Source organism: Candidatus Moraniibacteriota bacterium, assembly GCA_016699385.1.
In the GTDB taxonomy this organism is placed as follows: domain Bacteria; phylum Patescibacteriota; class Minisyncoccia; order Moranbacterales; family UBA1568.
The window spans coordinates 847492-860203 of the sequence record CP064974.1 but is presented as its reverse complement, the minus strand read 5'-3'; the positions used below and the strand labels follow the sequence as shown (position 1 = coordinate 860203).

Genomic DNA, 12712 nt, shown 5'->3' with positions numbered 1-12712 from the left:
ACGTTGTATGAGTCGAATGAAAAAGGGAGTTATCATCGGTGCAATAGTTGTCATTGGCGGCGGATACTTTTGGTGGAACAAGAATAGTTCATCAAATAGTGCGGGGGCGACACAATATACTACGGCGGCGGTTGAGAAAGGAACGATTTCTGCATCGGTTTCCGGGAGCGGCAATGTGACGGTCGATCAGCAGGCAACTATTGATCCAACAATCTCCGGAACGGTGACGGGTCTTTCGGTGAGTGTTGGTGACGCGGTCAAGAAGGGGCAAGTTCTCTTTTCGATTGAGAATGATCAGCTTGATGTGAGTCTTGCTAATGCGTCAGCTTCGTTGAAACAAGCAGAAAATGCCGTCTTTGCCGCGAATATTTCCAAAGATCAGGCACGCGATGCCTACAAGACAAGAACGGGTACAGCTCTCAACAAAAATATCTTGACACAAAAAATTGAATCGGCGAGAGCGGGTATAGTTATTGCTGAACAAAATCTTGTTGCGGCAAAATTGAGTTATCAGAAGACGCGCGATGATGCATCGAAGCGACGTGTTGTGTCTCCGATAGACGGAACGGTGAACGAAATCAATATTAAAAATGGCGATGATCTCGGAAGTAATTCATCGAGTTCGTCCAAGGTGACGCCAATCATTGTGGGTGATCTTTCGACTGTGAAGGCATCGATAAGTGTGAATGAAGTTGATATTTCAAAAGTCGCTCTCGGACAGAAAGCGATGATGACATTTAGTGCACTTGATGGATTGGCGCTTTCGGGTACGGTTGAGAAGATGGATTCGCTTGGCACGATTGCCTCTGGCATTGTCACGTATACGGTGACTCTCGGGTTTGATGCGTCAGATGAACGAGTGAAGCCTGGCATGAGTGTGTCTGCTTCGATTATCTACGATGTGAAGTCAGATACATCTGTGGTGCCAAATAGCGCCGTGAAGACGGATGCTTCTGGAACATATGTCCAGATTTTGTCTGACAATGTTCCAGAGAGAAAGGCGGTTGAGGTTGGCTTGTCAAATAGTACGAGCACAGAAATTTTGAAGGGACTCGATGTGGGGGAGAGGGTTGTGACGAAGACGACTAATGCCAATGCAACAACGACGAATACATCTAGCGGTAGTAGTGGTGTGAGAATTCCTGGATTGGGTGGTCGATAGATGAAGGACTGCGTTTTTGGATACGAAACGATATGATGATTGAATGTCGAAATTTGAGGAAAGTGTATCGAAGCGGTGATTTGGATACCGTGGCGCTTGATAATGTCTCTTTTGGGATAGAACGCGGGGATTTTGTCTCGATTATCGGACCTTCGGGGTCAGGAAAGTCCACCCTGATGCACATTCTTGGCGCACTCGATGTACCAACATCGGGCACGTACTTCTTTGATGGGCGGGATGTTTCGAAATTGGGTGACGATGCTCTCTCGGAATTGCGTAAAGAGAAGATTGGATTTGTCTTTCAATCGTTCAATCTCCTTCCTCGCACGACCGTATTGCGAAACGTTATGCTTCCGCTTCTCTACACGGATACAACGCTCGAAGAACGCACACAACGTGCGCGTGAAGCACTGTTTGTCGCTGGTATGGAAGAAGGAAAGTTTCTCAATCTTTCCAATCAGCTCTCTGGTGGACAGATGCAGCGTGTTGCTATTGCTCGGGCGCTTATTAATCGCCCGTCGATTATTTTTGCGGATGAGCCAACAGGAAATCTCGATACGAAAACGGGACATATTGTCATGGAGGCATTCCAGCGATTGCATCGAGAGGGGCATACTATCGTGCTTATTACACATGAAATGGAAGTAGCAAATTTTGCAAGTCGTATTCTTTCTGTTCGAGACGGACGCATTGAATCAGACACACGAATATGATGCGCGATATTTTTTCTGAAGCATTTTGGTCATTGTCGACCAACAAAGTGAGATCGGGGCTCACTATTTTAGGTATTGTTATCGGTATTGCTTCGGTTATTACTATGGTGTCGATTGGGCAGGGCGCTCAGGCATCAATCGCATCAAGTATCGAATCAATTGGATCGAATCTCATCATCGTTATGCCAGGCGCACAACGCACGGGATTTGCGAGTGGCGGTCGTGGGAGTGCGCAGACACTGACATTGGATGATGCGATAGCTATCAAGAGTGGTGTGGACGGTGTGCGTGCGGTTGCGCCGGATGTGTCTCGGCGTTACCAGCTTACGGCAAAAGGAAACAATACAAATACTGAAGTTGTTGGTACGACTGCGGACTATCTTGTGGCGCGCAATGTCGCTGTTGATCAAGGGCGATTCTTTATTGATCAGGAAGAAAAGAGTTCTGCAAAGGTTGCTGTTTTGGGACCGACAGCGCTAGAAGACCTCTTTGGTGTGGGCGCGGATCCGATTGGTCAGTTTGTTCGTATCAAAAATGTTGATTTCGAAGTGATTGGCAGTACCACATTGAAGGGTGGCTCTGGTTTCAACAATCCCGATGATTTTGTGTACGTCCCGATTACGAGTGCTCAGCACTTTCTCTCGGGGGATGCATATGTGAACACTATTAGCATTGCCGCGGAAGACCAGGAGAGCATGGTAGCGGTGCAACAATCCATCTCTGACCTTCTTCTCTCTCGACACGCAATTAGCGATCCGGCACAGGCGGATTTTAGTTTGGTGAATCAAAACGATATTATCGCAACCGCCTCTTCTATTACGGGAACATTTACGATTTTACTTTCCTCGATTGCGGGTATTTCGCTTTTGGTTGGTGGTATCGGTATCATGAATATGATGCTTACAACTGTGACAGAGCGGACGCGCGAAATCGGGTTGCGCAAGGCAGTTGGTATACGGCGGCGCTCCATACGGCTGCAATTTCTCGTGGAATCAATTGTACTTACTCTCTTTGGGGGAATCATCGGTATTATTCTTGGTTGGGCGGCTTCTTTGCTCATTTCGCACTTTGCGGGGCTTTCGACGACTATCTCTCTGTCGGCAATTCTCCTGGCATTCGGTGTTTCCGCGGGAGTTGGTATTGTCTTTGGATACTACCCGGCGGAGCGTGCCGCTCGCCTGAGTCCGATTGAGGCATTGCGATACGAATAGTACATTGCGTGTTCTCTTGACAGCCCGGAAAAAAGTATTTTTTGGTTTGGTGCTATAATAAAAAAAATATATCTATCGAATCACTATGGAACGTTCTTTGGACCGTTTGGTTCTTGGGGTTTCGTCGGTTGGACAAACAGTGTATCTCTACGTGCGTGATGTAGAAGGGAAGGCAAATCGTCCTATTTTTGTTTTGAGTAGTTCGAATGGCGTTTCTTTCGACTCGACGCGAAAGGAGCTTGTTTTTACAAAACTTTTAGGGAGTCTTCGCTTGCATCCGGATATCTCGGATGTTTTTCGCATTTCATCACTAAATGCTTCTGGCGATTCATTTTTTATTTCATACAAGAAAAGAGCGCGCAGCGGAGGTGTTCAGATATTGTCCGGCACATCCCGTGACGGTGTCGAATGGGATAGTCTTTCTGTGAAGGATGGTTTTCGCGAAACAGGAATTGCTGTTGCTTTACAAGAAGGGAGTGAAGCTCATTACGGGCTTTTTTTTGGTGAGCGCAGTATCAAATTGGCGCTCTCGACCGACTTGAAACATTGGAATGTCAAACGGACGACACTTCTCAAACCGCGGGAGGGATATTTCGATGAAGGTCCGATGAATGTCGTTGCTGTAATCTCTGCTGGGAAGGGAATTCTTATCATGTATGCCTCGGAAAATAGAGATGGTCGATGGGTTATCGGTTCGGCATTGGTAGAGAAGAGCAATCCACAGACGGTACTTTGGCGATCAGAGGAGGCAATGTGGGAGTCTCCGGACTCATGGCAGAGCAAAGACATTCGATTTATCGGCGCTGTCCCGCGTGCGAAGAAGGTATTGTTGTATTGGAGCGTTGATGGGAAACTTTTTGTTGAAGAAATTGCACAATTTTGGAAAGTTTCTCGAAATGCTACGGTTTCGGTGATTCCGGATGGCGTAAAACTCGAACGCTATCCAGGGAATCCTATTCTTACCTCTCGAAAGGAACATAACTGGGAGTCAGGAGAAGTCTTCAATCCGGCGGCATTTCTTTCCGATGATGGCATGGTGCATATTCTTTATCGCGCTATTGGCACGAATGGTTTGTCGACGGTTGGGTATGCCAACAGTCGAGACGGGTTCTCGGTGCATGAACGGCTTGATGTTCCTATTTATATTTCTTCACCTACGCTCGATGACGTGCGCGTGACAAGGATTCAGGAACAGTGCTCGACCCCATATACTTCTGGCGGTGGGTGGGGTGGAAGTGAAGATCCGAAAGTGACACGTGTTGATGATATGCTCTACATGACGTACACGGCATTTGATGGATATAATTTTCCGCGCGTGGCGCTTACAAAAATTTCGGTTGACGACTTTCTCTCGCGGAAGTGGAACTGGTCGCGACCGGTGATGATTTCGCCACCCGGTGAGATACACAAGAACTGGACGATTTTCCCTGAGAAGATTCATGGGAAATTTGCTATTCTTCATAGTATTAGTCCCGAGGTACGCGTCGATTATTTTGACAATCTTGATTTTGACGGGAATACGTTTATTCGAAGTGATCATGTAAAAGTGCCACTCAAGGGACGCTGGGAACTGTTGGTTCGGGGTGTTGGGCCATCTCCTCTAAAAACGAAAGCGGGTTGGCTTGTGCTCTATCATGCGACGACACGGGATTGCGGGTACAAGCTTGGGGCAATGATTCTTGACAAGAAAGATCCAACCAAAGTGATTGCTCGATCAAAAGCGCCCATTCTCGAGCCGAAGGTTTGGTATGAGAACGAGGGCTCGAAACCGCAGATAGTCTATAGCTGCGGTGCAGTTGTGAAGGATGAGACACTTTTTGTATACTATGGAAGCGCAGATACGGTGACGTGCGTGGCGACGGTGCCTATTGCTCGCCTGCTCGAATCGCTCCTCCATGCCAACAAGGTGGTACCAACAAGGTATGTGAAGTTAGGAGATGAATAGAATGAGGATTGGTAGTTTTTTCGAATATTTCCATATTTGGCGCGCTGAAGAAAGAGTTGCGGGGCTTGGCAGGTAAGTTTCTCTGTTTCGAACAGCAAAAAGAAGCGAAAGAAACTTTCATTTTTAGGTTTTCATAACCGTGATAGCCTCCTCAAATATTTCTTTGTCTGTGTTCAATGTGGAGATTGTTTTTGTGGAATTGTTTTCATAACTGAAACGATATGATTCGAGTGGAACGATCAAATGAGAATCCGATTTTGGTAGGGGAAAGTGAAAATTTCTGGGAACGATCCGCGGCATTTAACGGCTGTCCGGTGCGAAGAGAGAAATGGACGGATCTGGTGTATCGAGCACAATCGTCACGCGTGTTGCATGAGGGCGAAACATACGAAGTGTCTTCAATTGGGCATGCGACGAGTGCTGATGGAATTCATTTCGAAAAGCACCGACGGCTTATCGTTCCTGAGGAATCGTGGGAGCGATTTGGTTGTGAGGATCCGCGCGTCACGGAAATAGACGGGACATACTTTATTTTCTACACGGCGCTGTCGACTTATCCTTTCTCGGCAGAGGGCATCAAGGTGGCTGTTGCGCTTTCGAAGAATTTGCGAAGAATAGATGAGAAACATCTTGTGACGCCTTTTAATGCGAAGGCGATGACGCTGTTTCCGGAGAAGGTGAAAGGGAAATTTGCAGCGATATTGACGGCGAATACCGATCGACCGCCATCAACTATCGGACTCGCCCTGTTTGATCGCGTGGAAGATATGTGGTCGGAAGCGCATTGGAATGCATGGTATTCAAGCCTTCAGACACATGAGATTCGTCTCCAGAGAGGGGATACTGATCATGTTGAAATCGGAGCGTCACCCGTCTTGACGTCGGATGGCTGGCTCTTAGTGTATTCACATATACGGAATTATTTTACTGAACGGAAAATTTTTGGTGTTGAGGCAGTGCTTCTTGACCGGGATGATCCTCGGAAAATTCTTGCACGAACAACGGCACCACTTCTTGTTCCTGAGGAAGAATATGAACTGTATGGGAAGGTTCCAAACATTGTGTTTCCGTCTGGTGCACTCATCCGGCGAGGGAAGCTGTTTCTTTACTACGGTGCGGCAGACTCGACGTGTTGCGTGGCGACGTGTGATGTGAAGAAATTACTTCGAGCGCTTACCTATCCAGACAAGAAAGTTTCTTTTGAGCGTGTGCCCAAAAACCCTGTTCTTTTGCCGATTCCGGAACATGCCTGGGAAGCGAAAGGAGTATTCAATCCGGGAGCGATTCGCGATGGTGGGAAGACACATATTTTGTATCGCGCGCTTTCGAATGGGGACGCGTCGGTTTTGGGATATGCATCGAGTCGTGATGGCATGACGATTGATGAACGGAGTTTGGAGCCGGCGTATGTGCCTCGAGAGTCGTTTGAAATGCGTGCTGGTGGCGGGTATTCCGGATGTGAAGATCCTCGACTCACTCGCATCGATGACACAATATATATGCTCTATACGGCGGTAGATGGGGTGAATGCTCCTCGTGTCGCACTGACTTCCATCGTGCGAAAGGACTTCCTTGCACGGCAGTGGAGTTGTTGGTCGCTGCCAAAACTCATATCTCCGCCAGGCATCGATGATAAGGATGCTTGTGTTTTTCCGGAAAAGATTCATGGGAAATATGTAGTGCTTCATCGGATACAGCCGTCGATAGATATCAATTTTTTTGATGATTTGGAATTTTCAGATGGAGCGATGCTGTCACAGAGCCCGTTTATTCTTCCTCGGCAGGGCATGTGGGATGACCAAAAAATCGGATTGAACACAGTGCCTATTCGGACGGATAGCGGATGGCTTCTCCTGTATCACGGTGTCTCAAGTGAGGGATCTGTCTATCGTTTGGGTGCGGCGCTTCTGGATATCGATCATCCGGAGCGTGTACTCGCGCGGAGTGATACGCCACTCTTTGAGCCGGAAATGGAGTATGAAAAAATCGGCATTGTGCCAAATGTGGTCTTCCCATGCGGAGCAACACTCCAAAATGGAAGAGTGTTTATCTATTATGGTGGGGCTGATCGTGTGGTAGGTGTAGCTTCTCTGCGGCTGAATACGCTTCTCAAGAGTCTCCTTGGAGAATAGGCAGAGTTGTTTCGAAGGAGCGTTGGGAGAAATGGTATAATGTATTTCATGAGCTCTCTCAGGCAATGCACGGTTCGCTCGCGGCGAATACGATTGATGATTCGAATACATGCATGGGCAACCACGGGCATCCTTTTTGTCTATGCATTTCTGGGGTTTCTCTGGGGGCCGACGTTTTCTTTTGCTGACTTTCGTGCAACGTGGAGCGCTTTTGCGGATGATGTGACGGTTTCAGCGACTGTGCCAGCGCCACCTATTGTGCCGGTGGTGACTGCTGATACAGCATGTCCATTAGGGACGCTTTCTGTGAGTCTTGATTGGGCGGACGATAGTGGCGCAACGTCGTTTGATGTGTACCGTGACAGCGCGCTTCTTGTATCAGGACTCACTGATTCGGAATATGCTGACACGAATGTGAGTGCTGCTGTAGATTATTCCTATGTCGTCGTTGCCTATGGCCCGATGGGAGCTGGCGTTGCTTCGTCTGACCCGGTTGTGGTTTCGACACCTTCGGATTGCATCGCTTCTCTTACTCCAACACTTACTATTGTGACGGTTGCCGGCACGGATGTGTCTCTTCGTTCGAGTGTCTCTGTTTCTGATAGAACACCGACGCTTACGGGGACAAGCAATATGCCAAATGCAAGTATCTCGGTTTCACTTGTCGGGAAATCATCAGTGTATGCTACCTTTTTAACCAATTCCAATGGATATTGGGAGTGGACGCCTACCTCATCGCTTCCGTCTGGAAGCTATGTGTTGACGGTGACTGTGACACATCCCCTGTACTCGCTTCAGACGGCAAGTGATACATTGACACTCACTATTACTTCTTCTTCGAGTTCGGATGGTGACGATGATCATGACAAAAAGAAGAAGAAAAAACCGGCCGTTGCTTTGGTATCTCTTCCGACATATCATGCGCCTCCCATGTCAAGTTCCGAGAGAACTTTGCCGGAGCGATTGCAGGGGACAATGCCGGGAATGCCTGTATCAATCTCTCTTGCGGTAGCAAATACGGGTGGCTGGGTATTTCAGTGGCGCACACTCGAAACCGTATTGACTATAAATCAATTGGACCCGTCGCTCGAAGGGAGTGTCGGCGAAGTTTCGTATGTTGTGCGCAATGCTCTCGACGAAGGAGTCTTTGAAAGTTCGCATTCGACAGTGGTGCATCGGGGAGGAGACTATCGTGAGGCGATTGCGATTCCGCGTGAGTGGATGTCGGGGGACTATCGTGTTTCGGCGCGACTTCATGTTGGCACTGTCGATGTTGAAGCAGAGGCTCCGTTTCGAGTGGTTGAACTCCCGCTCTTTGATATGGGCGGGGGAATAGTCGTCACATGGAATGATGCTGTGCGATTTTTTGGTTGGGCATCGCTCTGGTCAATTCTTCTTCTTTTGCTCCTTCTCCTTCTCTTCGTGCGGGAGTATTGGCTGTATGCTCACGCATCGCGCTTTGTTAGTGAAGAGGCGCTTCTTGAACGAGGTTTCTTTGGTGCGCGAAGAGGAAAGGAGGTGAATCGACTATGACTCTGTCGCTTACTACGCTTGTTGCTGACATGGCAACACTATTGTTTCTTTTCGTTGCACTTGTTTTTACGGCGGGTATTGTCTGGAGAGTAGAGAAAGAATTGGATGTGTCGTATAAGCTTTTCTTGGGAGCGCTCGTTGTGCTTCTTCTCTCGGAATCTCTCGGAAAATTCTTCTCGGAAACGATGTTCTTCGTGACCGTCGCTTCTCTCTTGAAGACTCTCTTTGCTATGCTCCTCCTTGCTGGTATTTGGACCATGCGTGATTTGATTCGCCGCCTTGATGGGGAGAAAGACAATGATATTCATAGAAGTGCCTAAATAATATTGACATGAACTATTTTTTGTGTTAAACTTTGCAGAAATTCGTTGTTTCTTAAAATCAACCAAAGAAAAAGGAGAATGTCATGCATTCAGCTTCTAGTCAAATTTTTCCTCTTGGTCAGGTTCCAGTTGTGTCGAATTTCGATAAGGATCCTGCTGTGGCAACATTAGCGGCGCTTGGGAAATTGCGTCGGCTCACGGATCAATTGCTGAGTTCTCTTGGGGATGTTTTTGATAACAGTGATCACTATGGATGCGTTGGCTGTGACACGCGGCTTACACGAAGAGAACTCGTTTTATTGGAGGGGCAGGCTAACGAGCTTGTGATACAGTGTGAGCGGGAAATATTTGCTAGTTACTTTATAGGCAAGGAGGCTGTTTTGGAGAGGATAAATCAGTGTGGCAAGGATGTTCATATTCTTATAACGAGAGCGGTGGCATCGTCTTGAAATTTCATTCATTCTCTTTGAGTGAAGCACCTAATCGGTTATCGGCTAGGTGTTTTTTTTGCGCTTTTTTTTGGTTCGTGTAGAGTAGGAGGATATGGATGGAGTGTTTCGATGTAGTCGGTATGCGTTTGGGCCGAATCGGTTGCATTACTGCGGACCCGATGCAAATAAGACAATGAAAGAATATCTGGATGCGGGTGAGAGTGATCCACGGCTTTCGGCTATCCTTGAGCGATTCCAAAATCTCTATCCGTACCTCTTGCACATTGCGGAAGGGAATGGTATTCGAGACCCGTTTGATGATGGAGTTGTTGAGGCATACTGGATTGGGAATCGTTTGCTTGATACGTTTTCGCCAAAGAAGTATCTGGGGCTTCTTGATGCGCTCGATGTGAAGAAGAAAACGGGGCGGGAGCGTTTTGATACTATCGGGCAGAAGGTGGTTCGAGGCGGCTTCCCGCACCATTCATTTCATGTGCTCAATGTGTGGCGCGAGACGCAACATGAGTTGCTTCACGATGATGATTGGACAGCGGTTGCCGAGTGTATCGTGAGTTGGGGGAAAGTGCTCACTGTTTCGGGACCGTTTATCGATGTGCTTATTGAGCCACTTAGCCGAGATGATCATGGCGTTTTCTCACTCGGTTTGCCGGTTTCTCGTCGGCTTGTGCGAGATCTCTCTGCCGATATCGATATCGATCTTCTTGCGCCCGGCGCATGGATATCCATTCATTGGGGTGTGCCATGTGAGACGCTTTCGGAACAAACAGTGACGCGACTTCGCGCGTATACACAGAAAAGTATCGCCTTTGCCAATGCCTATGAGCGAAAAAAATAGAGCGGCGTTTTCCGTATCGGTGTTTGGCAATCCGGATTTACTCTTGGATAACCTTCCGGTAATTCTCGTGCCACAATTGCGGGATCGATTTCCACATGCGCACTTTGTAATCGAAGACCCCAATGAAATAGACTTGCCGAAGCGGGGAAAATGGGCTATTCTCGATACGGTTCGAGGACTCGACGAAGTAGCGTGGCTTTCGATTGATGACATCGCCCGATCCCGCAATGCCGGCATGACGGCGCATGACTACGATCTCTCGACACTCTTGCTTCTCGCCAAGAAGCTCGACCCGTCCTTTGAACCGCAAATTCTCGGCGTGCCGGAAGGGATTGCCGAAAGTGTTGCTCTCACTGCTGTGTCTCGGGAGCTTTCGGAAGTTCTTTGTTAGCAAAAATTGGAGGCTGTTATGATTAATGTCGATATGTCTGGGAGTATTTTTTCCAGTCGGGTTTTCTTTGTAGCTGCTTTTTTGACAGTAGTCATCTCTGGGATTTTTGTGTTTTCTATCTTTCCTGGAGATCATACGAAGTATGCTCGTTTCGACTGGCTTATTTTCAGCATCCTCTCCTCTTCGACTCTTAGTTCTTTTCACCTTACTGTCAGTCGGAAGGGGAAGAAGCATTGGCTTCGGAATGATTCATTTCTATTTTTCTCTGGGATAGTCGTTCGAGAAGCTCTCTTATCGTTCGTGATTTTCGAAATTTTGACAGCGCTTTATTTTTTTGCTGAACCTGCTGATGAATCTAAATTCATAGCTTCCTTGGTGGTGTTTTCCCCTATGATTTGTGTGATTGCCTTTCTTTCGGGAAAGCGCGTGATTGCAATATCTGAGGGATGAAATGTGGTGGCTTCAGGCGAATAGTTTCTGAGCTTACAAAAAGTACTCTCTCATATGTTGTGGCATATGTGGAGAGTATTTTATTTTTGAGATGAGCTCCAGTAAGGTTTTCTTGGACGAATTTTCTATATCACTCGTGATGATGGCTGTGCTTTTTTGCTGAAGTTTTCTTTATGGGTTTTGAAAGAATTTTCTTCAGCGGTTTGCCATTTTTACTTACTTTGAGTTCGAGGAAGTGGGCGCCGCAGCTCATGCAGGGATCATAAGCGCGGATGATTTTTTCGCATTCGAGCTTCATCTGCGCTTCTTCCATGTCCATGTGCTCATTGATGAACTGGATAAGGTCGAGCTCGATCGCGATTTGATTCTGACCCGTCGGAACGACGACTTCGCCACGCTCAACGATGCCTTTGTCGTTTACTTCGAGTTTGTGATAGAGCGCGCCACGTGGCGCCTCGACCAATCCGACACCGATGCCGGCCTTTGGAATGATTTTCTGTGCCGGCTCGGAAACGAAAGTCTTTTGTTTCAAAAAGTCTATTGACTCGTCGACGGAGTGGAGGATTTCGATTGCTTGGGCGAGATTGTTGTGGAAGATATTGTCGGACGGGAAAAGAGCGAGCGCTTCCGCTGCATCGTGTTTGGTGCGCGGGTGGAGACCGGAGCTATTGATATTGAGTCGGGCAATCGCGCCAACACGATAGGTTTCACCATCGAAGGTATAGGCTGAGGCTTGGGAATAGGGGAGGACGACGTGTTCGAGATGATCACGGTAGCCTGCTTCATCAACAACGAAGCCTTTCATATCCCAGAGGTCGCCTTCGAGATAAGAAAATTTGCTATTTCTGAGTGCGGCGTAATTGCTTTTTCTTATGAGTGATGAGGGGTCATCGGTAAAGACCTTGATGAGACGAAGTACTGCTGGACGGATATTCTCGAGTTCTATGATGACTTCGGTGAGCGCTTTTGTATCCGGAATTTTTCCGAAGCCACCTGGCATAGGGAGTGGCGCATGGACACTTCGACCAGCGACAGCAATTGCGAGATGATTGCCGGCCGCTTTGACCGCAAAGGCATCGTGGAGGAGTTGGTGTTGAATGGGATCGTCATCGTCAAAGCCGAGGAGAGAATCTTTGCCAAAGAAATCAGGGAGACAGAAGAGGTAGAGGTGGAGTGCGTGATCGCGGATGATGAGTCCGTGATAGGTGAGGGTGCGCAGGAGCATGGTTTGCTCGCTCGGCACGATGCCGAGAGTTTTCTCGACAGCCTCGATACTTGCGACCAAATGCGCATTGGAACATGTGCCACAGATACGCGCGAGGAGCTGAGGAATCGCAGCAATAGGCTTTCCTTCCATGGCGTGCGTATAGAAACGCTTGAATTCCTTGATGGCGAATTCCACTTTTTTGACCGTGCCGTTTTCGATAAACACGTTCATGCCAGCCGCACCTTCGACTTTGGTGAGCTCTTCGATGCTGAATTGACTGAGTTCGGATATTTGATGCATAGGATGGAGAGGATAGGAGATGGGGAACGAAGAAGAATTTGGAGGAAGTTTACTGGAT

At 47.8% G+C, this 12712-nt stretch carries 12 protein-coding genes; 11 read left to right on the top strand and 1 reads right to left on the bottom strand.

The genetic code is table 11. From position 1 onward, the window contains the following. Window positions 1-7 precede the first annotated feature (7 nt). The 11 genes from IPJ67_04190 to IPJ67_04140 all read left to right on the top strand — a co-directional run bounded on the left by IPJ67_04190 (window position 8) and on the right by IPJ67_04140 (window position 11147). Window positions 8-1162 carry an efflux RND transporter periplasmic adaptor subunit gene (locus IPJ67_04190; protein QQR77314.1) on the top strand — a complete coding sequence of 385 codons (1155 nt, stop codon included), beginning with the start codon at window positions 8-10 and terminating at the stop codon, window positions 1160-1162. A 35-nt stretch (window positions 1163-1197) separates the two neighbouring features. Beyond that, window positions 1198-1875 carry an ABC transporter ATP-binding protein gene (locus IPJ67_04185; GenBank protein QQR78038.1) on the top strand — a complete coding sequence of 226 codons (678 nt, stop codon included), beginning with the start codon at window positions 1198-1200 and terminating at the stop codon, window positions 1873-1875. Continuing rightward, on the top strand, window positions 1872-3086 hold the full coding sequence (locus tag IPJ67_04180) for an ABC transporter permease (protein QQR77313.1): 1215 nt from the start codon (window positions 1872-1874) through the stop codon (window positions 3084-3086). The genes IPJ67_04185 and IPJ67_04180 overlap by 4 nt, the downstream gene beginning before the upstream one ends. An 85-nt stretch (window positions 3087-3171) precedes the next feature. Continuing rightward, window positions 3172-5031, top strand: a complete 1860-nt coding sequence (locus tag IPJ67_04175; GenBank protein QQR77312.1) for a hypothetical protein — start codon at window positions 3172-3174, stop codon at window positions 5029-5031. 221 nt (window positions 5032-5252) lie between these two features. Next, the gene (locus tag IPJ67_04170) at window positions 5253-7163 is read left to right on the top strand and encodes a hypothetical protein (protein ID QQR77311.1); all 1911 of its coding nucleotides are present in this window, start codon (window positions 5253-5255) and stop codon (window positions 7161-7163) included. Window positions 7164-7259: 96 nt separating this feature from the next. Continuing rightward, window positions 7260-8696, top strand: a complete 1437-nt coding sequence (locus IPJ67_04165) for a hypothetical protein (GenBank protein QQR77310.1) — start codon at window positions 7260-7262, stop codon at window positions 8694-8696. After that, entirely contained in the window at window positions 8693-9016 is a 324-nt protein-coding gene (locus tag IPJ67_04160) for a hypothetical protein (GenBank protein QQR77309.1), read from the top strand. Before IPJ67_04165 ends, IPJ67_04160 begins: the two co-directional genes overlap by 4 nt. 86 nt (window positions 9017-9102) lie before the next feature. Further along, complete coding sequence (locus IPJ67_04155; protein ID QQR77308.1) at window positions 9103-9468, top strand: hypothetical protein; 366 nt, start codon at window positions 9103-9105, stop codon at window positions 9466-9468. 94 nt (window positions 9469-9562) lie between these two features. Further along, a complete protein-coding gene (locus IPJ67_04150; protein QQR77307.1) occupies window positions 9563-10306 on the top strand; it encodes a hypothetical protein in 744 nt (247 codons plus the stop codon). After that, entirely contained in the window at window positions 10290-10697 is a 408-nt protein-coding gene (locus tag IPJ67_04145) for a hypothetical protein (GenBank protein ID QQR77306.1), read from the top strand. Before IPJ67_04150 ends, IPJ67_04145 begins: the two co-directional genes overlap by 17 nt. Before the next feature lie 18 nt (window positions 10698-10715). After that, entirely contained in the window at window positions 10716-11147 is a 432-nt protein-coding gene (locus IPJ67_04140) for a hypothetical protein (protein QQR77305.1), read from the top strand. Window positions 11148-11277: 130 nt separating this feature from the next. On the opposite strand, the gene IPJ67_04135 is transcribed toward IPJ67_04140, so the two are convergent. Further along, complete coding sequence (locus tag IPJ67_04135; protein ID QQR77304.1) at window positions 11278-12654, bottom strand: nickel-dependent hydrogenase large subunit; 1377 nt, start codon at window positions 12652-12654, stop codon at window positions 11278-11280. Window positions 12655-12712: the final 58 nt, after the last annotated feature.